This window comes from Duganella dendranthematis, assembly GCF_012849375.1.
Taxonomy (GTDB): Bacteria; Pseudomonadota; Gammaproteobacteria; order Burkholderiales; family Burkholderiaceae_D; genus Rugamonas; species Rugamonas dendranthematis.
The window spans coordinates 1784413-1803844 of record NZ_CP051684.1; the positions used below are offsets into that span (position 1 = coordinate 1784413).

General features: G+C 62.3%; 14 protein-coding genes. 8 read left to right on the forward strand and 6 right to left on the reverse strand.

Annotation, left to right across the window (positions count from 1 at the left end; genetic code table 11):
* The first annotated feature begins 92 nt into the window (after positions 1-92).
* Both HH213_RS08295 and HH213_RS08300 read left to right on the forward strand, forming a co-directional pair.
* Complete coding sequence (locus HH213_RS08295) at positions 93-995, forward strand: LysR substrate-binding domain-containing protein (RefSeq protein ID WP_169111938.1); 903 nt, start codon at positions 93-95, stop codon at positions 993-995.
* Positions 989-1693, forward strand: coding sequence for a substrate-binding periplasmic protein (locus HH213_RS08300; RefSeq protein WP_169111939.1), 705 nt, complete (start codon positions 989-991; stop codon positions 1691-1693). Before HH213_RS08295 ends, HH213_RS08300 begins: the two co-directional genes overlap by 7 nt.
* On the opposite strand, the gene HH213_RS08305 is transcribed toward HH213_RS08300, so the two are convergent.
* Genes HH213_RS08305 through HH213_RS08320 form a run of 4 tightly spaced genes read right to left on the reverse strand, consistent with a single transcriptional unit; the run spans position 1690 to position 8100 of the window.
* Complete coding sequence (locus tag HH213_RS08305) at positions 1690-3906, reverse strand: glycoside hydrolase family 3 N-terminal domain-containing protein (RefSeq protein ID WP_169111940.1); 2217 nt, start codon at positions 3904-3906, stop codon at positions 1690-1692. The two genes, HH213_RS08300 and HH213_RS08305, sit on opposite strands and share 4 nt — an antisense overlap.
* The gene (locus tag HH213_RS08310) at positions 3903-5801 is read right to left on the reverse strand and encodes a glycoside hydrolase family 2 protein (RefSeq protein WP_169111941.1); all 1899 of its coding nucleotides are present in this window, start codon (positions 5799-5801) and stop codon (positions 3903-3905) included. Before HH213_RS08310 ends, HH213_RS08305 begins: the two co-directional genes overlap by 4 nt.
* A 22-nt stretch (positions 5802-5823) precedes the next feature.
* Positions 5824-6204 carry a 5-carboxymethyl-2-hydroxymuconate isomerase gene (locus HH213_RS08315; protein ID WP_169111942.1) on the reverse strand — a complete coding sequence of 127 codons (381 nt, stop codon included), beginning with the start codon at positions 6202-6204 and terminating at the stop codon, positions 5824-5826.
* A gap of 12 nt (positions 6205-6216) precedes the next feature.
* A complete protein-coding gene (locus tag HH213_RS08320) occupies positions 6217-8100 on the reverse strand; it encodes a hypothetical protein (protein WP_174864400.1) in 1884 nt (627 codons plus the stop codon).
* A 146-nt stretch (positions 8101-8246) separates the two neighbouring features.
* Between HH213_RS08320 and HH213_RS08325 the strand changes: the two genes are divergently transcribed.
* The 5 genes from HH213_RS08325 (at position 8247) to recQ (ending at position 16683) form a co-directional block, all read left to right on the forward strand.
* Complete coding sequence (locus tag HH213_RS08325) at positions 8247-9068, forward strand: NAD-dependent epimerase/dehydratase family protein (protein WP_169111943.1); 822 nt, start codon at positions 8247-8249, stop codon at positions 9066-9068.
* A 21-nt stretch (positions 9069-9089) separates the two neighbouring features.
* The gene (locus HH213_RS08330; RefSeq protein ID WP_169111944.1) at positions 9090-11282 is read left to right on the forward strand and encodes a glycoside hydrolase family 88 protein; all 2193 of its coding nucleotides are present in this window, start codon (positions 9090-9092) and stop codon (positions 11280-11282) included.
* A 109-nt stretch (positions 11283-11391) separates the two neighbouring features.
* Positions 11392-13791 carry a TonB-dependent receptor gene (locus tag HH213_RS08335; protein ID WP_169111945.1) on the forward strand — a complete coding sequence of 800 codons (2400 nt, stop codon included), beginning with the start codon at positions 11392-11394 and terminating at the stop codon, positions 13789-13791.
* Between the two features lie 206 nt (positions 13792-13997).
* A complete protein-coding gene (locus tag HH213_RS08340) occupies positions 13998-14834 on the forward strand; it encodes an undecaprenyl-diphosphate phosphatase (RefSeq protein ID WP_169111946.1) in 837 nt (278 codons plus the stop codon).
* 28 nt (positions 14835-14862) lie between these two features.
* A complete protein-coding gene (gene recQ / locus HH213_RS08345; RefSeq protein ID WP_161044476.1) occupies positions 14863-16683 on the forward strand; it encodes a DNA helicase RecQ in 1821 nt (606 codons plus the stop codon).
* Between the two features lie 3 nt (positions 16684-16686).
* On the opposite strand, the gene HH213_RS08350 is transcribed toward recQ, so the two are convergent.
* On the reverse strand, positions 16687-17613 hold the full coding sequence (locus HH213_RS08350) for a helix-turn-helix domain-containing protein (RefSeq protein WP_169111947.1): 927 nt from the start codon (positions 17611-17613) through the stop codon (positions 16687-16689).
* Between the two features lie 111 nt (positions 17614-17724).
* On the opposite strand from HH213_RS08350, the gene HH213_RS08355 reads away from it, so the two are divergent.
* On the forward strand, positions 17725-18627 hold the full coding sequence (locus HH213_RS08355; RefSeq protein WP_169111948.1) for a DMT family transporter: 903 nt from the start codon (positions 17725-17727) through the stop codon (positions 18625-18627).
* Here the strand turns inward: HH213_RS08355 and HH213_RS30100 are convergent.
* Positions 18621-19400 (reverse strand): FKBP-type peptidyl-prolyl cis-trans isomerase, encoded by a 780-nt coding sequence (locus tag HH213_RS30100; protein ID WP_169111949.1) that lies wholly within the window; start codon positions 19398-19400, stop codon positions 18621-18623. The genes HH213_RS08355 and HH213_RS30100 overlap by 7 nt on opposite strands.
* Between the last annotated feature and the right edge of the window lie 32 nt (positions 19401-19432).

Below are 19432 nucleotides of genomic sequence, written 5' to 3' on the forward strand. Positions count from 1 at the left end.
GAATTTTGTCTGCGTATGCGTTATATTCTGCGCTGGCATTAAACCGTTATCAAACGAGTTATTCTCGCCGATCACATAAGAAAAACTTAGTCATGACCAAACCACTGCGCTCCTTGTCCGGGTTGCTTGATTTCGATTGCGCCGCGCGCTGGGGCAGCTTCAAGCTGGCCGCGCAGGAACTGCACAAGACGCCGGCCGCCATCAGCCTGCAAGTCAAGCAACTGGAGGAAACGCTGGGGTTTGAGCTGTTCACGCGCCATCCGCGCCACATCGCGCTGACCGAAAAAGGCCAGGAGCTGGCCGCCACGGTGCGCCGCATGCTGGGAGAGTTGAATACCAAGGTGTCCGCGCTACAGGGCGGCGGTGAAGAAAAAGTCCTGCGTATCTCGACCACCCATTCGCTGGCAATCAAATGGCTGGTGCCGCGCATCCCGCGCTTCACCATGCGCCATCCGGAGCTCGACATCCGCATCGATTCCAGCGACCTGCTGGCCGATATGAACGACGGCGGCACCGACATCGCGGTGCGCACCTACGACGCCATTCCCGGCGATCCCGACCTGCTGTTCCAGGACGAGCTGGTGGCGGTCTACAGTCCGTCGCTGCTGGCGCCCGGCGAAACCGAGATCACGCTGCAGACGCTGAACCGCTATCCACTGCTGCACGAGCAAACCACCGACACCTGGATCAAGCTACTGCGGCATAACAATGCGCTCAACGGCAATTACAACTTCTCGCGCAGCTACACCAATTTCGCGGTGATGGTACAGTCGGCGCTGGCCGGACAAGGCGTGGCGCTGGTGTCGCACGCCATCGCCAACGAAGATCTATGTAATGGTTCACTGAAAATGGTACGCTGCTCACATGCCGAGTACCGGCGCGGTTACCGCATCATCGTCGGCCGCGGCAAGGATGGCATGGAAAAGATCACACATTTTTGCGACTGGCTGCGCGAAGAAGTAGCCGTGATGCAGAAAGGGTTCTATCAATGTTAAAGCGACTGATATTGGTCACGCTGCTGGCGGCAGCGCCGCTGCACGCCGCCGAAAAACCACCGCTGCGCTATCTGCAAAAAGTCGATGGCATGATGACGCCGGACCAGCAGCAGACCACCCTGTTCCAGGACAAGCTGGGCGCCGCATTGGCGCACCAATTGGGACGTCAGGTGAAATACATCGCGCTGCCGCGCCGGCGCCTGATGGCAGCGTTGGAACACGGCGAAGGCGATATCCTGTGCAGCTATCTGCCTGAATGGCTGCCCGGGGCGGTCGATTGGACCCGCGCCTTCATTCCCACCAGCGAAGTGGTGGTGTCGTCGCCGCACGTCAAACCGCCGGCGACTGTGGCGGACCTGCGCGGCCTGCGTCTCGGGACGGTGGTCGGCTACCAGTATCCCGAACTGGAAAAAATCATCGGCAATGACTATATCCGCGACGATGCGCCAACCAGCGTGATGTCGATCCGCAAATGGCGCGCCGGCCGCGTCGACTATCTGGTCACGCAGCGCAGCGCCGTCAACCGCCAGCTCGCCGAGGGCGGACTGCCGCCCGGCTATCACGTGCTGGTGATCTACGAAGTGAAAGCCAAGTGCGCCGTCTCTCGCAAGAGCCAGATTACCGTCGACGAAGTCAATGCGGTAATCAACGCCATGGAGAGGAGCGGCGAAATGGCCGGCATCCTGAAGCTGCGCTAGCGCAGGGTCAGCGTGCTTTCGAGGCGAATGTCGTCCGAGGCGCTACCCACCATCAGCTTGAAGTCGCCCGCTTCCGCACCCCACGCCAGCTGGCTGTTGAAGAAAGACAGCGTATCGCGGTCGATGGTGAAGCTGATGCGGCGCGTCTCGCCCGGCTTCAGGTGCACTTTCTGGAAGCCCTTCAATTCCTTCAGCGGACGCACCACCGACGACACCATATCGCGCAGGTAAAGCTGCACGATCTCCGTACCTTCCACCTTGCCGCTGTTGGCCAGGTCGAACGATAGCGTCACCTTGTCCTTGCCGCCCATGGCCGGGCTGCTCAGCGCCATGCCGGAATATTTGAAGTCGGTGTAGCTCAGGCCATGGCCGAACGCATAGCGCGGTGTGTTGACGGAATCGATGTAAGCCGATTTGTAGACCACATTCTTTTCATCGGTGACCGGGCGCCCCGTGCTGTACTGCGCGTACGACAGCGGGATCTGACCCACGCTGCGCGGGAAGGTGATCGGCAGCTTGGCGGACGGGTTGTAGTCGCCGAACAGCACATTGGCCACCGCGTTGCCGCCTTCGCTGCCGGGGAACCAGGCGTAGACGATGGCCTCGGCCTTGTCCGCGATGGTATTGAACACCAGCGGACGGCCCGCCAGCATCACCACCACCACCGGCTTGCCGGTGGCCTTGAGCGCATTGAACAGCGCTTCCTGCTGACCGGGCAGCGAGATGTCGGTGCGCGACTTGGCTTCGCCGCTCATGTCCCAGGTTTCGCCAACCGCCAGTACGATGACGTCCGATTGCGACGCCGTGGCGACAGCGGCTGCAAAGCCCTCGGCCGACGCGCAGCCAGGCGCGCAAGCCTGCGCGTAACTGATCTCCGCCTTGCCGGCGTGGCCGCGCATGCCTTCCAGGATGCTGACCACCTTGGCGCGTTCGCCCTGCACCACCCAGCCGCCTTCCAGATCGCGCTGCGCATCGGCCAGCGGGCCAATCACCGCAATGCGTTTGGCGTCGCGCGACAGCGGCAGCAGCTTGCCTTCATTCTTCAGCAGCACGATGGACTTCTGCGCCACATCCAGCGCGGCGGCGCGGTGTGAAGCAATACCCAGTACCGACTTCTCACGCGCGGCGTCGGAGTAGCGATAGGGATCGTCGAACAGGCCCAGTTCAAACTTCTTGACCAGCACACGGCGCACCGCATCGTCCAGCGTCGCCATCTTCACCTTGCCGGCTTTGACGGCGGCTTCCAGATGCTGGCTGTAGGCATAGCCTTCCATGTCCATATCGCTGCCGGCGTTGATGGCTTTGACGGCGGCGTCGGACAAATCGGCTGCATAACCATGCGGCACCATCTCGCGCACCGAACCCCAGTCACTGACCACGAAGCCCTTGTATTTCCAGGCGCCCTTCAGGATATCGCGCTGAAGCATGCTGTTGCCGGTGGCCGGCACGCCATTCAGCGTATTGAAGGAGTTCATGAAGGTCGCCGCGCCGGCATCGGCGGCAGCCTTGAAGGGCGGCAGATAGACTTCGTATAGCTGCTGCGGACTCATATCGACCGCGTTGTAGTCGCGGCCCGCAATCGCCGCGCCATAGGCGGCGAAGTGCTTGGCGGTCGCCATGACGGAATCGGTGGCGCCCAGCTTCTTGCCCTGGAAGCCGTGCACGCGCGCGGTGGCGATCTGCGAGCCGAGATAAGTGTCTTCGCCGGCGCCTTCCATCACGCGTCCCCAGCGCGGATCGCGGGCCACGTCCACCATCGGTGCGAAGGTCCAGTGGATGCCGGCGGCGGCGGCTTCCGTGGCGGCGATGTGGGCGGACAGCTCGATCGCATCCAGATCCCATGATGCGGCTTCGCCCAGCGGCACCGGGAACACGGTCTTGTAACCGTGAATGACGTCAAGACTGAACAACAGCGGGATCTTCAGACGCGATTGCAGCGCCAGCGCCTGGATCTCGCGCGTGTCGGCCACGCCGATCACGTTCAGCATCGAGCCGACCTTGCCGGCGCGGATATCGGCCAGCTTGGCGGCGTACTCGCTGCTAGTGGGGCCGGTGAACTGGCGGCCGGACAGCTGATGCAGCTGGCCGACCTTCTCGGCCACCGTCATCTGTTTCATCAGGTCTGCGACCTTGCGGTCGATTTGCGCGTCCTGCGCGTGGGCGGAGAAAGCCAGGGCCGCGCTGATGGCGGCAGCAATGTATTTTGTCTTCATTTGTATTGTTGTTGCTTCTGGTCGTAATAGGACTTCAGCGTGTAGAAGGCTTGCTTCTTCTTGCCGGTCTCCGAGATCAGGCCCTTGCGGTTCCAGTAGTCCTGATAGTAAGGATGCGGACGGCGTGGCGAACGGAAGTCCGCCAGTACCCATGGCGTCATGCCGCGCAGGCCGGGAATCGCATCCAGCAGCTTGAAGGTATTCTTGTACAACTGGTCCTGATACTCCTCGCTCCACTTGGTGTCGCTGTCGGCGTGGTAGCCGCCCAGCGCATCGGCGCCGAACTCGGTCACGATCACCGGCTTGTTGTAATTGACCTTGAAGGAGAACTTCATCATCTCCTTGTTGTTGGACCAGTACCAGCCAGCGTACTGGTTAAAGCTGGCCAGATCGATCTTCTCGGCCAGCGGATCTTCCACCGTCACCACGTCGCCGCTGCGATGCACTTCCAGTGCCGCGCCGACCAAACGGGTATGGTCCAGCGACCGCACGGTATCGGCCAGCTTGCCCATGAACTGCGTGCGCACCGGGCTGACCGGCGTCTCGTTACCGATCGACCAGATAATGACGCTGGCGCGGTTCTTGTCGCGCACCACAAGGTCAGTCAGCTGCTGTTGCGCGTTGGCGTAGACTTCCGGCTTCTCCCACGAAATGGTCCAGTACACCGGCACCTCGGCCCACACCAGGATGCCCATTTCGTCTGCCAGCTTGATCATCTCTTCGCTGTGCGGATAATGCGCCAGGCGGACGTAATTGCAATTCATGTCCTTGGCCCATTGCAGCATCATGCGCATATCGCCTTCGCCGCGCAGGCGGCCGGGGATCAGCGGATTCTCGTCATGCAGCGAAATCCCGCGCAGGAAGATGGACTTCCCGTTCAGCAGAATATCGTGGCCGCGCGTTTCAATGGTGCGCAGGCCGATGCGGTCGTTCAGCGTATCGGTGACGCCGGCGATGGTCACCGTGTACAGCTTGGGATCTTCCGGCGACCAGTAGCGCACCTTGTTCTTCGGCAGCGCGATGCTGACGGCGGCGCGGCCGTTGGCGTCGGTGCGCACCACGGTCTTGAGGCCCAGTTCAACGATCGAGATCGTCACGTCCTGCGCGCGCTGCGTTCCTGCCAGTTGCACATGGCCTTCGATGCGACCCATATCGCCCTTGGCTAACTGAATCTGATAGTCCTCGATATAAGTGTCCGGCGTCTCGGCGAGAATCACGTCGCGCGTGATGCCGCCGTAATTCCACCAGTCGGTGTTCACGGTCGGGATATCATCCTGGTGGCGCGTATTGTCGGCCTTGACGATGACGTTGTTCTCGCCTTTCAGCAGACGCCCGGTCACCTCGAACTGGAACGGCGTAAAGCCGCCCTTGTGGCTGCCGATCTTTTTGCCGTTCAGGTAGACGTGCGCTTCGTAATTGACGGCGCCAAAGTAGAGAAAGTAGCGCTTGCCGTCCTTCGGCGCGGCGACGAACTTCTGGCGCATCCACAAGGTGCCTTCATAGAATTCCAGCTTGGCGTTCTGCGAATTCCAGTCGCCCGGCACCGCCAGTGTCGGCGAGCTGTCGAAGTTATATTCGACTGCGTCATCCTTGTCCTTAGGCTTGCGGTCGTCGTAGAAGCCACCGGCGCCGCTGGGCGACTGGTCGAACGGCTGACGGCGATAGTTGTAAAAGCCCGTCTCGTACGGATCGATGATGTAGCTCCAGCGGCCATCCAGCAGAAGGTGCTGGCGGCCGTAGATGTTCTGCAGCGTGGGCGGCTGCTTGGCCAGTTCGGCGCGCGCGCCGCTGCCCTTGTTGGCCTGCGCCTGTCCCGGCGCCTGATCGTCCTGCGCGCCCGCCGTCAGCGCGACGGCAAGACAGCTTGATAACAGCAGCTTCCACACTTTACGCATTCATGTCTCCTGAAGTATTTTTTTAGTTGGTGAACTTGCCTTCGTAGCCAGGCGGCGTGGCGTCTATGTGCAGCGTGAGCCGCAGCGGCAGCTTGTCCAGCATCGGCGCCAGATGCGCGCGCGCCGCCGCCAGCAGCGTATCGCCTATCGTCTGCACCAGTTCCGGACTGCGGCCCGGCGTGATGCGCATGTTCAGATAGACGAAAGCCCTGCCCTGCTCTCCATCCGCCACCGCAAATTGCGCGGCCGGATAGGCTAGCACGCGCGTGCCGTACAGCGGGAACACCAGCGTGCCGGTCGCGTCCTGCAACGTGACCAGCGTGTGCGACAGCGTCTTGCACAATTCGCCGATGTCAGTATGCGCATCCAGGTTGGCGGTGTATTCGATTGTCAGATGCGGCATACGGTTCCCCCTTTATTGATACTTGATGCTCCACTTGATCGTCAGCGGCTCTTTCAACGTCAGCTTGCCGGTGCTGCAGGTGACCAGCGTCTTCATCGCACCGTATGGCGCCATGAAGTCCTTGCTGCCATTGGTCGGCGCAGACTGGCATTGCTGCAAGCCGCTGACACTGTATTCCGTCACATCGCCCTGCGCGAAGGTGACGGTATTACCCTTCATGGTAGCCTGATCCGAGAAAGAGGCGAATTCCAGTGACACCTTCTCCACTTCCTGCGCGCCGACCGGGGTGTAGACGTCGGTGCGGGTCATCAGGCCGTGCTCCAGCTGATAGGTGGTTTGCAGCTTGATGCGGCCATCCTTGACCGGCGAACGCTTGCCCAGTTTATCCAGTTCATCCTGGCGATAGGTGACCGTGTAGCGCTGACCATCCTTGACCGTCTTGATGTCCTTGATCCAGACGGCGCCGATCAGCTGCGAGCCGTCGGCCATGGTGAACTTCGGCAGCAGCTGCGGGTGCGCGGCGCCGCTGTCTGCCACACCGGAGACAATCCCCTGCGCGAACGGCAGCGGGTAGTAAGGGCTGTTGTCATGCTGGCTGATGCCGCCGTTGATCATGTTCAGGCTGACCACGTGCTTACCATCGCGGAAAATCGCCAGCGCGCGGTCATAGTCGCCGTGTGCAAAGGTGGTCACGCTGAACTGCGGACGGTTCCTGTCCAGCCACGCCTGCAAGTCGGCCTTCGGCTGCACATCCTTGAAGCCGGCCTCGTTCCACATCTCGTTGGTGGACAGCAGCTGGTGTAGCAGCGAGAAGTTCTCGCCAAGGATGCGATGCTTGCCGCGATAGGTATCGGTGCGGCGCCCCTTGCCCCACATATCCAGCGAATGCATGGACGGGTCATACCAGAAGTCCATGTAGCGCGCCGCCACGCGCGACGAGAAGGCGTAGGCGTACTGCTTCTCCTCCGGCGTCAGCACGTTCAGGAAGGCCGACACGGACAGGATCTCCACCAGCGCGGTCTCGCCATATGGGCCAAGGCTGCGGCCAAAGCTGAAGCCATCGCCGGCGGTGTTGGACACGTTCAGCGCGATGTCGGCCGCCTTGCGCAGCAGTCCTTTCAGTTCGTCGGTCGGTTGCAAGCCGGTTTCCAGGAAGCGTTCGCAAATTTCGGCGATCAGCAGAATGCTGTACCGATCGAAGCGCCCTTCGCCATCCGTCTCGTCGGAGAAGCCGTACTGGCCGGAGTACTTCTTGTAATGCGTGAGCATTTTCTCCAGCAGCACCTTGCCGGCGCTGTCGTCCTCCCAGCCCATCAACATGCGCAGGCGCGCGATGCTGAAGGCGACGCCGTAATAGTTGGTCGGCAGCGAAATCAGATCCCATTGCGGCGTGACGAAGGTGCGCCAGTCCAGCTGCTTGCGCAGCTTCTCCAGCGTGGCCGGACTGACGGCGCGCTCCAGCAAGCCAGCCTGCTTCAGCTTCACCAGCGTGCCGATGTAGTAGTAGATGCCCCACGTATGGTTGTCCATGCCAACCGTCATATCGGCGATCGCGCGGTAGTCCTTCAGCTTCTGGTCCAGCGACGGATCGTCCTTGGCCGTATTGAGCAGCACATGCCCCAGGCCCGCCGCCACTTTCCCCGGCAGGAACTTGTCGCCGCTCTTGAACGGCGAGGTGCCGTCCATGACGATGCCCTCTTTTTCCGTTGCCAGCTTCTTGAAGAAGTAATCCAGTTGGGTGTACGCGTTGTCCTGCACGATGCGGTTCATCGGCGTCGTGGCCAGCGGCGGCACGTAGTTGGCGGGGGTGACTTGGGCGGGAATTTGGGCAACAACAGCGGAGGCGGGAGCGAAGGCCAGCAGCACCGCCAGCGCGATGGAATTCAAGGATGTCATGTGGTGTCTCAATTATTATGGAAAACGTTTTACGGATGGTATGTGATTTTTCTGTGCAGGTAAAGCCACGTCACCAACTATTCCATTGACCCGCAGAGCAAAATGGTTATACTTGCGATTAAACGTTTAACCAAACACACCTAAAAATGACCAATACCACCACTCAGAAACCTTTCAAACGCATCCTTCTGACCGGCGCCGGCGGCGGCCTGGGAACCGTGCTGCGCGAACGCGCCAAAGCGTGGGCGGATGTCGTCCGCCTGAACGACGTCAAGGATCTCGGCCCCGCACGCGACGGCGAGGAAATCGTTATCGGCGACCTGGCCGACCGAGACAAGGTCATGGCCATGATGGAAGGCGTGGACGCCGTGCTGCACTTTGGCGGCATTTCGGTTGAAGACAAGTTTGAGCCGATCATGAACGCCAACATCCTCGGCCTGCACCATCTGTACGAAGCGATTCACAAGTGCGGCGTCAAGCGCGTGATCTACGCCAGCTCCAGCCACGTGGTGGGCTTCTACAAGACCACCGATCTGGTGGACGCCAGCATGCCGCTGCGTCCCGATGGTTTTTACGGCGTCTCCAAGGCGTTCGGCGAAGCCCTGTCGCGCTACTACTACGACCGCTTCGGCACCGAGACCGTATGCCTGCGCATCGGCTCCTCGTTCCCGGAGCCGAAGAACCCGCGCATGATGGTCACCTACCTGGCCTACGACGACCTGGTGGAGCTGATCCGCTGCTCGCTGTTCACGCCGCGCGTCGGCCACACCATCACCTTCGGCACCTCGGACAACCCGGTCAAGTGGTGGGACAACAAGCACGCCTCGCACCTGGGCTACGTGCCGCAGCATAGCGCCAAGGACTACGCCGGCAATTTCCCCGATAGCGCCGACTATCCAGAATCGGGCGACGCGCCGACCATCTACCAGGGCGGCCCGTTCGTCGTAGCAGGACCGATGTACAAATAAAATAAAACACAAAGGAGACACATGACATCACCGCATCTTCGCATAGCAGTACTGGCCGCCGTGGCGGCCATGTGCCACGCCGTTCCCGCCATCGCCGCCGATACCCCTGCCGTGCAGGCGGCCGCGCCATCGGCCGCCATCAATCCGAAAGCCGTGCTGTCCACCATGGAGCGCGTGGCCGACTGGCAGCTGGCCAATCCTAGCAAGCACCGTCCGGACGACTGGACCCAGGCAGTCGGCTACAACGGCATCATGGCGCTGGCGAATATCTCCGGCAGCAGCAAATACCGCGATGCGATGATCGCCATGGGCGAGAAGAACAACTGGAATCTCGGTCCCAATCACTACCACGCGGATGACCACATTGTCGGCCAGACCTACGCCGAGCTGTATCTGCAAACGCACGACCCGAAAATGATCGCGCCGATGCGCGCCAGCTTTGACGACATCCTGGCCAACCGCCGCAGCGGCACGCTGGAGTTCACCGTCAAGGGTAACCAGGACCGCTGGTCGTGGTGCGACGCGCTGTACATGGCGTCGCCGGCCTGGCTGCGTCTGTGGGCCATCACCGGCGACCGGCGCTATATCGACTTCGCCATCAGCGAATGGTGGGTGACCTCCGACTACCTGTACGACAAGGAAGAACACCTGTACTTCCGCGACTCCAACTACTTCGACAAGCGCGAAGCCAATGGCAAGAAGGTCTACTGGGGACGCGGCAACGGCTGGGTGATGGGTGGCCTGGTGCGCATGCTGCAATACCTGCCGGAGAATCATCCCGAGCGTCCGCGCTTCGTCCAGCAGTACAAGGACATGGCCGCCAAGCTGCTCACACTGCAGCAGCCAGATGGCCTGTGGCGCGCGAGCCTGCTCGATCCCGACACCTACCCGATGAAGGAGTCGAGCGGTTCGGCGCTGTATGCGTATGCGTTTGCGTGGGGCGTCAACCAGGGACTGCTGGATGCGAAAGCGTACAAGCCTGCAGTGCAGAAGGCGTGGACCGCGCTGGTGGCCAACGTGCAGCCGGACGGCAAACTGACGCACGTGCAGCCGATTGGACTGGCGCCGAAAGTCTTCGATGACAATCTGACCGAGGTGTATGGCGTCGGCGGTTTCCTGCTGGCCGGCAGCGAGGTCTATCGCATGGCGGTGCTGGAGAAAACGAAACCGCAAACCGTCAGCGTCGCCAATCCGACCAGCGGCGTGCGCGGCGACGAACTGGCCGAAGCGACCATCGGCAAGGGCATCCGCAAGCCGGTGGTGATGGATGGCGCCACCTCGGCCATCGTCAATTCCCAGGTGATTGGCAAGCAGATCATCTTCCCGGTCAACCTGGCTGCGGGCGAAACGCGCCGCTACCTGGTGCTGCCGGCAGAACGCCTGGCCGCCGTGCCGCCGGCCGACGTCAAGACCCATGCGCGCTTCGTGCCGGAACGGCTGGACGATTTCGCCTGGGAGAGCGACCGCACCGCGCACCGCGTGTACGGCCCGGCCATCATCAACGATCCGAAAGAACACCTGATCAGCAGCGGCGTGGACGTGTGGGTCAAGAAGGTGCGCACGCCGGTGGTCGACAAATGGTACAAGCGTGGCGAGTATCACCACGACATCGGCGAAGGCCTGGATTTCTACGATGTAGGCCAGAGCCGCGGCTGCGGCGGCACCACCATCCTCGCTGACGGCAAGCTGCATAACTCGTCCAACTTCAAGACGTGGAAGGTGCTGGCCGATGGCCCGCTGCGCGCCATCTTCGAACTGGCTTACGGCGACTGGGATGCGGGCAACGGCCGCGTGGTCTCCGAAGTGAAACGCTACTCGATCGACGCCGGCTCCAACATGACGCGCGTTGAAACCCGCTTCAAGGCCAGCGGCAAAGGGCCGCTGACCGTTGGCGTGGGCATCGTCCAACGCGACGGCGATGGCCACTACGTCAACGGCGCGTCAGACAATTGGGCCGCCTACTGGCAGCCGCCGCACGGCGACGATGGCAGCATCGGCTGCGGCGTGGTGCTGCCAGCCGGCACCAGCGGCTACCAATTAATCGACAAGCAGCAGTTCGCGCTGGGCACGGCGCAACCGGGCCAGCCCTTCGTCTACTACTTCGGCGCCGGCTGGAGCAAGAGCGGCGACTTTGCCGACGCCGCTGCCTGGGACGCCTATGTCCGCAACTACGCACAAAAGCTGAAAGCACCGCTCAAAGTCAGTACGCAGTAACGCCCCGCCGGCCGTTCAAAATACGCCGGCGGATTTTTTTCATCCAAAGTGGAAACGGTACCACAACCTAGTTTCAGTACCAAAATCAAAAAATACAGGAGATACCACAATGCAATCGAAACAACCCAAACTGCGGCTCATCACGGCCGCTGTGTCCCTCGCGCTGCTGGCCGGCGGCGCGGCCGCGCAACAAGCAGCCCAGTCACCCGACAATGGCAAGCTGGAATCGGTGATCGTCACCGCCAACAAGCGCGCACAGAACTTGCAAGACGTCCCCGCCTCGATCACCGTGCTCAACGACGCCGTGCTGCAACGCGCCAACGTGCGCGACCTGGAAGACATCCCCTCGCTGTCGCCAGCGCTGACGCTGTCCTACGGCACCCAGCCGGGCAACTTCAGCATCAATATGCGCGGCATCGGCACCTTCTCGCTGGGCATCGGCGTCGAGGCGGACGTGGCCGTGATCGTCGACGACGTACCGCTCGGCATGCAGGCCGGCGCCTTCAAGGACCTGGCCGACGTCGGCCGCATCGAAGTGCTGAAAGGCCCGCAGAGCACGCTGTTCGGCAAGAGCTCGATTGCCGGCGCGATCAACATCACCACCAAGCCGCTGGGCGGCCCGTGGAAAACCACCGCCACCACCTACGTCACCAACGACGATGAATGGCGCGTCGGCGTCAGCACCGGCGGCGCCGTGTCCGACACGCTGCGCCTGCGCGTGGCCGCCAGCAAAACCAATTTCGATGGCACGCTCAACAACCTGACCACCGGCAAAAAACTCAACGGCAGCAAGGGCGACAACATCAGCGGCAAGCTGGAATGGCAACCGCTCGACCAGCTGACCCTGACGCTGACGCCGCACTACAACCGCACCGAAAAATTCTGCTGCTCGACCGCCTTCACGTCGATGTCGCCGGGCGCGCTGTACCGCAATGCGCCGCAGCTGCCGCCGTCGGTGGTGCTGTCGGGTATCACCATCAGCCCGGACAACCGCGACGTGCGCAACGATTATCCGACCGGCGGCAAGTTCCACGACGCCGGCACCGGCGTCAAGCTGGACTGGGCGTTCGACGACAACGGCCCGCTGGCCGGCCACACGCTGAGCTCGATCTCGTCCTACGGCAAATACCACATGGACGACTACCAGGACAACGACAACACCGATGTCGACATCCTGCCGTTCCTGTTGTTACCGAACGGCCAGCCGACCGGCATGCACGGCGGCCTGTACCAGTACGGCTCGTTCGACGTCACCTCGACCACCCAGGAATTCCGCCTGACGTCGCCAGACAAGGGTGCGCTGCGCTACGTCGGCGGCCTGTGGTACGGCAAGAACGACCTGACGCGCGAGCTGACCAAGGCGCCGCTGATCCAGGCCTACGGCACCGCCTACGGCGCCGATGCGTGGAACGTCAGTAAGGCCATCTACGGCCAGGGCTCGTGGGACTTCCGCCCGGACACCAGCCTGATCGTCGGCGCCCGCTACAACGACGAAGACACCGGCTACAACTTCCGCCGCTACACGGTGCCGCCGCAGGTCAAGGCCACCACCGAGTTCTACACCAAGTCCGACACCGACAAGAGCAGCACCTACAAGCTGGGCCTGGAACACCGGTTGAACAAGGACAGCATGCTGTACGCCATGGCCTCGACCGGCCACAAGGGCAAGGCCTACGACCTGACCTCCGGCTTCACGGCCGCTACCGCCGCCTTGCCTGCGGTCGCGCCGGAAACCGCCAAGAGCTACGAGCTGGGCTGGAAGCAAAGCCTGTGGGACAACCGCGCGATGTTCAGCGTGGCGCTGTTCCGCACCAACTTCAAGCACTTCCAGCAATCGTCCAGCTTCTTTGACGACGACGGCACCTTCCGCACCGGCCTGAACAGCATTGGCGGCCTGCGCACGCAAGGGCTGGAAGTGGAAGGCAACGTCCGCGTGACGCGCGAACTGCAACTGAACGGCAGCTTTGCCTACACCGAAGCCACCATCCAGTCGTTTGAAAACGGTCCGTGCTACAACGTCATCAACGCTGCCGGCACCGCCGGCGTGCCGGGACCGGGCTGCGCGCAGAATCCCAAGTTCAACAACACCTTCGTGCAAAACCTGGCCGGCAAGACCTTGCCGAACGCGCCCAAGGTCAAGGTCAACCTCGGCGGCCAGTACGACCTGATGCTGCCGTCGTACAGCTTCAACGGTTTTGTGTCCGGCTCCACGCGCTACCAGAGCCGCACGCAATTCTCGCTGAACCAGGACCCGGGCACCATCCAGGGCGCCTACAGCATCACCAACCTGAGTTTTGGCGTCAAGGACAAGCAGGACCGCTACAAGGTCACCTTGCTGGTCAACAACCTGTTCGACAAGCGCTACGCGACCGGCCTCAACAACGCCATCGCCAACGGCACCTGGAGCCCGAAAGCGCCGAACACGCCGGTGGCGGTCAACACCACCGAATGGATGCCGCCGCGCGACTTCCAACGCTACTTCGGCGCCCGCCTCGACGTGACCTTCTAAACATCTCCCTCGCGACGCCGTTGTATTTGTCGCAATTTCGCCCTCGCAGCTTGCTGCGGGGGCTTTTTTTTCATTCAGCCTTAACAGAGGCTCGATTACGCTTGAGTCACATTGGCAAAATTGCGTGTCCGGCATGGTAAGCTTCGACCCCGGCGCCCTGCTGGCCGTTCCTTTTTCTCAATCCTCCACGTGTAAATACTTAATTCATGGATATCGTACTCGCGCTGAAAGCCCTCATCATGGGCCTGGTAGAAGGTTTTACGGAATTCTTGCCGATTTCCTCTACTGGTCACCTGATCCTGACTGAGCACCTGCTGGGTTTCCACGGCATGGAAGAGAAAATGAAAGTGTTCGAGATCGTCATCCAGGCCGGCGCCATGCTGGCCGTGATCTGGGAGTTCCGCGCCCGCATCATCGCCGTGCTGACCGGTCTCGGCGATCCAAAACAACAACGCTTCGCCACCAATGTGCTGATCGCCTTCATCCCGGCCGCCGTGCTGGGCGTGCTGTTCGACAAGGCCATCAAGCAGGTGCTGTTCGCGCCGGTGCCGGTGGCGCTGGCCTTCATCATCGGCGGCTTCGTCATCCTGTGGGTGGAAAAACGCGCCAAGGACAAGCCGACCTCGGCTCGCATCACCTCGGTCGACGATATCAAGCCGCTGGACGCGCTGAAAATCGGCATCGCCCAGGCGTTTGCGCTGATTCCCGGCACCAGCCGCTCCGGCGCCACCATCATGGGCAGCATGATCTTCGGCCTGTCGCGCCAGGTCGCCACCGAATTTTCGTTCTTCCTGGCAATTCCGACCCTGATGGGCGCCACCATCTACTCGCTGTACAAGGAACGCGCGCTGCTGTCGGCCGCCGACCTGCCGCTGTTTACCATCGGCACCGTGTCGGCGTTTATCTCGGCCTTCCTGTGCGTGCGCTGGCTGCTGCGCTATATCAGCTCGCATACCTTTACGGTTTTTGCGTGGTATCGCATCGCTTTTGGCCTGCTGGTGCTCGTGACCGCGTATACTGGCGCCATCGTCTGGGCCGAATAACACTTTTCCGTAAAGCAGTCGCAGTAACATGATTCATCAGGACAACAACGAACGCGCGCTCCATTTGCTGCAAACTGTGTTTGGCTATCCGGCCTTCCGCGGACAGCAGGGGGAGATTGTCGGCCATGTGGCCGGCGGCGGCGACGCGCTGGTCCTGATGCCCACCGGCGGCGGCAAGTCGCTGTGTTATCAGATTCCTGCGCTGCTGCGCGACGGCGTCGGCGTGGTGGTGTCGCCGCTGATCGCGCTGATGCAGGACCAGGTCGACGCGCTGGAGGAAGTCGGCGTGCGTGCGGCCTTCCTCAATTCCACGCAAACCTACGAAGAGGCCAGCCGCATCGAGCGCCTGGTGCGCACCGGCGAGATCGATCTGGTCTACGTCGCGCCCGAGCGGCTGATGACGGAACGCTGTCTGAACCTGTTCCAGAACTCGAACATCGCGCTGTTTGCGATTGACGAGGCGCACTGCGTCTCGCAATGGGGCCACGATTTCCGGCCCGAGTACATCAAGCTGTCGATCCTGCACGAGCAGTTCCCCAACGTGCCGCGCATCGCGCTGACCGCCACCGCCGATCCGCAGACCCGCGCCGAAATCGTCCACCGCCTGCAACTGGAGGACGCGGCGCAATTCGTCTCCTCCTTCGACCGCCCCAACATCCGCTATTCGATCGTGGAAAAGGGCAATGGCCGCAAGCAGCTGCTGGACTTCATCACCGCCGAACATGGCGGCGACTGCGGCATCGTCTACTGCCTGTCGCGCAAGAAGGTCGAGGAGACCGCCGAATTCCTCAACGAGAACGGCGTGCGCGCGCTGGCCTATCACGCCGGCATGGACCACGCCAAGCGCGCCGCCAACCAGGCCAAGTTCCTGCGCGAAGAGAACATCGTCATGTGCGCCACCATCGCCTTCGGCATGGGCATCGACAAACCGGACGTGCGCTTCGTCTGCCACCTGGATCTGCCGAAAAGTATCGAAGGCTACTACCAGGAGACCGGCCGCGCCGGCCGTGACGGCGGCCCGGCCGACGCCTGGATGGCCTACGGCCTGCAGGACGTGGTGTTGCAACGGCGGATGATCGACGAATCCGAGGCCGACGAAACCTTCAAGCGCGTATTGGGCAACAAGCTCGATGCGATGCTCGGCCTGTGCGAGACCCTGAGCTGCCGGCGCGTGCGCCTGCTGGACTACTTCGGCGAACAGGCCGGCCCGTGCGGCAATTGCGATACCTGTTTGATTCCGCCGGTGTCGTTCGACGGCACGGTGCCGGTGCAGAAGATTTTATCGACCGTGTACCGGGTCGACCAGCGCTTCGCCGCCGGCCACGTGATCGACGTGCTGCGCGGCCAGGAGACGGAGCGCATCAAGACCTGGCATCACGACTCGCTGTCGGTGTTCGGCATCGGCGCCGACCGCAGCGAACAGGAATGGCGCGCCATCCTGCGCCAGGTGATCGCGCTCGGCCTGCTGACGGTCGACCATGAACAATACAGCTCCTTGAAACTGACCGACGCCGCGCGTCCGGTGCTCAAGGGCGGCCAGAAGGTGCAACTGCGCCAGTACCAGAAACCGGTCAAGGCCAAGCCTAGCCGCGCCGCCAAGGGCTATGTCGAGAGCGACCTGTCGGAGCACGAACAGCGGCTGTTCGACCGCCTGCGCTCGTGGCGCATGGGCACCGCGCGCGAGCACAATGTCGCCGCCTACATCATCTTCAACGACGCCACCCTGCGCGAAATCGCCAAGGCCCGTCCGACCGCGCTGGACGACCTGCGCGGCATTTCCGGCGTCGGCGAGAAAAAGCTCGCCTCCTACGGCGACGAAATCGTCAACCTGATCAGCGAGATGGATTAAGCGTCAAGTGTGAATGATGTGGCGGTAACGGCTGGGCGGAGCGCCGATCGCGGCGCGGAAGCGGTGGCTGAAGTGGCTCAGGTCTGCGTAGCCGCAGGCGTCAGCGATCTGCTGCAATGGCTGGTCGCTGCTCTTTAGCAGCGCGCGCGCATGGTCGATGCGGCGCGCGGCGATCCATGCCGATGGCGGCATGCCGAACGACACCCTGAACATTCGCACCAGGTGATATTCCGACAGCGAGGCCAATGACGCCAGCATCCCCAGCGTGATGTTCTGCGCCAGGTGCGCTTCGATGAACTCCGCCAGCCGCCGGCGCACCACCGGCGCCAGTCCACCCCGCACGCGCTGCTGATGCTGCGGCACCGACTGCGCCAGCAGTAGATGGCTCAAGGTTTCATGCGCCACCTCGTTGGCGCGCAGCTGCGCATCCGGCCCTTCCCATGGCATGGCTGCCAACGTTGCGCACAGGTGGGCGATACGCTGGTGTTCGAAATACGTGCGGTCGCTGAGCGTCAGCTCGCGCGGTTCGCGGTCCAGCTCCACCACCGCGCGCCGCGTGAAATGCTCGGGCAGGAAGTACAGGTGCACGAAGTGCATATGGCCGCGCACCGTCCAGCTGGACTCGTGCCAATCCGGCAAGGTGCATAGCCGCTGCGGCGCGCCGTAAATGCCCGGCAGCTCCGACCGCTCGGTGCGGTGGCCGCCTTCCAGGTACAGCGACAGCGTGTGGTGGCCCGGCTTGTCATAACTGGTTTCGGCCACCAGCGTATCGCGCCGCCAGATGGCGACCGCCAGTTCATCCCCCAGCCAGGCAAAGCGCTCCAGCTTGGCGTCGGTCTCCGACATGGTCTTGAAAACAGAGCGCGACAGCGCGCCTTCCGGCATGGATTGCGATTCAAGCGCGTTGGCGATGGCGGGACGTGGCGACATGAAGAAAGTCTAGCACGGCGCCAGCCGCGCCGCCGGCCGTGGCGCCGGTCGCAGCGCGATATGCGCAATTTCAGACAAGTCGGCGGCGCGCGCGGAAGGCATGCTGGCGGCATGAATACACTACTCTACGCCCTCACAGTCCTGATCTGGGGTACCACCTGGATCGCCATTTCCTTTCAACTCGGCGTGGTGCCCGCGCCGGTATCGATCGCCTACCGCTTCTGGATCGCCGCCGCCGTACTGATGGCATTTTTGCTCATTAGCCGCAAGCCATGGTGGCCGCCGCGCCAGGCGTGGCCCTACCTCTTCGCGCAAGGGATCGCGCTATTTTGCGTCAACTTTTTGTGCTTTTACTACGCCAGCCAATGGATCACCAGCGGGCTGGAAGCGGTGGTGTTCTCCACCGCGCCGCTGTGGAACGCCATCAATGGCCGCATCTTCCTCGGCAAACCGATCAAGCCGCAGGTGATGGTCGGCGCACTGCTCGGCCTGTGCGGCATCGTGATGCTGTTCGCGCCGCAGATGGCCGGCCACTGGCACGACAGCTATACGCTGTGGGGCCTGGCGCTGACGCTGGGCGGCACCTTGTGCTTCTCCTGCGGGAATCTGCTGTCGAGCCGCATGCAGTCGATGGGGTTGGGGCTCACGCCGTGGCTGACCAACACCTGGGCGATGCTGATCGGCTCCACCACGCTGGGCGTGGCGGCGCTGGCATTGGGCATGCCGTTTGCGCTCGATCCGTCACCGCGCTATCTCGGCGCGCTGCTGTATCTGGCGATTCCCGGCTCGGTGATCGGCTTTACCGCCTACCTGATGCTGGTGGGCCGCATCGGTCCTGACCGCGCAGCCTATTCGACGGTATTGTTTCCCATCGTGGCGCTGACCGTTTCCACCTTCTACGAAGGCTATCATTGGACAGCGCCAGCGCTGGTGGGCCTGGCGCTGGTTTTGGCGGGCAACCTGCTGGCCTTCCTGCCGCCGCTGCGCCGCGCCACGCCGCTCAAGACTTACTGAACCGAGATCAGCTCGATGGTAAAGATCATCCCCGAGTTGCCAGGGATCGAACCCGAGCCGCTCGTGCCGTAAGCCAGCGTGGACGGCATGGTGATGGTGCGTTTGCCGCCCACCTTCATGCCGGTCACACCTTGGTCAAAGCCCTTGATCACGCCACCGCCGCCCAACACGAACGAGAAGTTGGTGGTCGACGTGGTGTTGGTGTCAACCAGAATGCCCTTGTGGTCAGCGGCGACGCTGCTGTACAGGTAAGCGCTGTATTTGACGTTGGCGGTGCTGCCGGCAATCGCGGTAGTGCCGGTGCCGACCACCGTATCAACAGTGCCGAAGGCCGGCGCTTCGGCCAGCGCCTGCACGTCCGTCAGCTGCACATCGAATACCAGACCCGAATTGGCCGGTATCGAGGCCGACGCGGTCGCGCCAAACGCCAGGCTGGCCGGGATGATCAAGGTGCGCTGGCCGCCGATCTTCATGCCGGTCACGCCCTGGTCCAGGCCTTTCAAATTGCCGCTCGCACCCAGCGTAAACACATACGGCGTCGCGCTGGTCAGATTGGAATCGATCTTGGTGCCTTTATGATCGGCCGCCGAGGCGCTATACAGCCAGTAGGAATAACGGATGCCAACGATATCGGTGCTGCTGGCCAGCGTGCCGGTACCGAGCACGGTGTCGGTCTGGCTGAAACTGCCCGGATTGTCCGCCGGCGTGGTCGTGCTGCCGCCGGCACTGGAACTGGAGCCGCCGCCACCACCGCAAGCGGTGAGAGTCGACAAAACAACACAGGCTGCGATCAAAGACGACTTCA

What these genes read in the sequence shown, in the direction of transcription:
- HH213_RS08295 (WP_169111938.1), top strand. Translation starts at nt 93, where the DNA reads ATGACCAAACCACTGCGCTCCTTGTCCGGGTTGCTTGATTTCGATTGC.
- HH213_RS08300 (WP_169111939.1), top strand. Translation starts at nt 989, where the DNA reads ATGTTAAAGCGACTGATATTGGTCACGCTGCTGGCGGCAGCGCCGCTG.
- HH213_RS08305 (WP_169111940.1), bottom strand. Translation starts at nt 3,906, where the DNA reads ATGAAGACAAAATACATTGCTGCCGCCATCAGCGCGGCCCTGGCTTTC.
- HH213_RS08310 (WP_169111941.1), bottom strand. Translation starts at nt 5,801, where the DNA reads ATGCGTAAAGTGTGGAAGCTGCTGTTATCAAGCTGTCTTGCCGTCGCG.
- HH213_RS08315 (WP_169111942.1), bottom strand. Translation starts at nt 6,204, where the DNA reads ATGCCGCATCTGACAATCGAATACACCGCCAACCTGGATGCGCATACT.
- HH213_RS08320 (WP_174864400.1), bottom strand. Translation starts at nt 8,100, where the DNA reads ATGACATCCTTGAATTCCATCGCGCTGGCGGTGCTGCTGGCCTTCGCT.
- HH213_RS08325 (WP_169111943.1), top strand. Translation starts at nt 8,247, where the DNA reads ATGACCAATACCACCACTCAGAAACCTTTCAAACGCATCCTTCTGACC.
- HH213_RS08330 (WP_169111944.1), top strand. Translation starts at nt 9,090, where the DNA reads ATGACATCACCGCATCTTCGCATAGCAGTACTGGCCGCCGTGGCGGCC.
- HH213_RS08335 (WP_169111945.1), top strand. Translation starts at nt 11,392, where the DNA reads ATGCAATCGAAACAACCCAAACTGCGGCTCATCACGGCCGCTGTGTCC.
- HH213_RS08340 (WP_169111946.1), top strand. Translation starts at nt 13,998, where the DNA reads ATGGATATCGTACTCGCGCTGAAAGCCCTCATCATGGGCCTGGTAGAA.
- recQ (WP_161044476.1), top strand. Translation starts at nt 14,863, where the DNA reads ATGATTCATCAGGACAACAACGAACGCGCGCTCCATTTGCTGCAAACT.
- HH213_RS08350 (WP_169111947.1), bottom strand. Translation starts at nt 17,613, where the DNA reads ATGTCGCCACGTCCCGCCATCGCCAACGCGCTTGAATCGCAATCCATG.
- HH213_RS08355 (WP_169111948.1), top strand. Translation starts at nt 17,725, where the DNA reads ATGAATACACTACTCTACGCCCTCACAGTCCTGATCTGGGGTACCACC.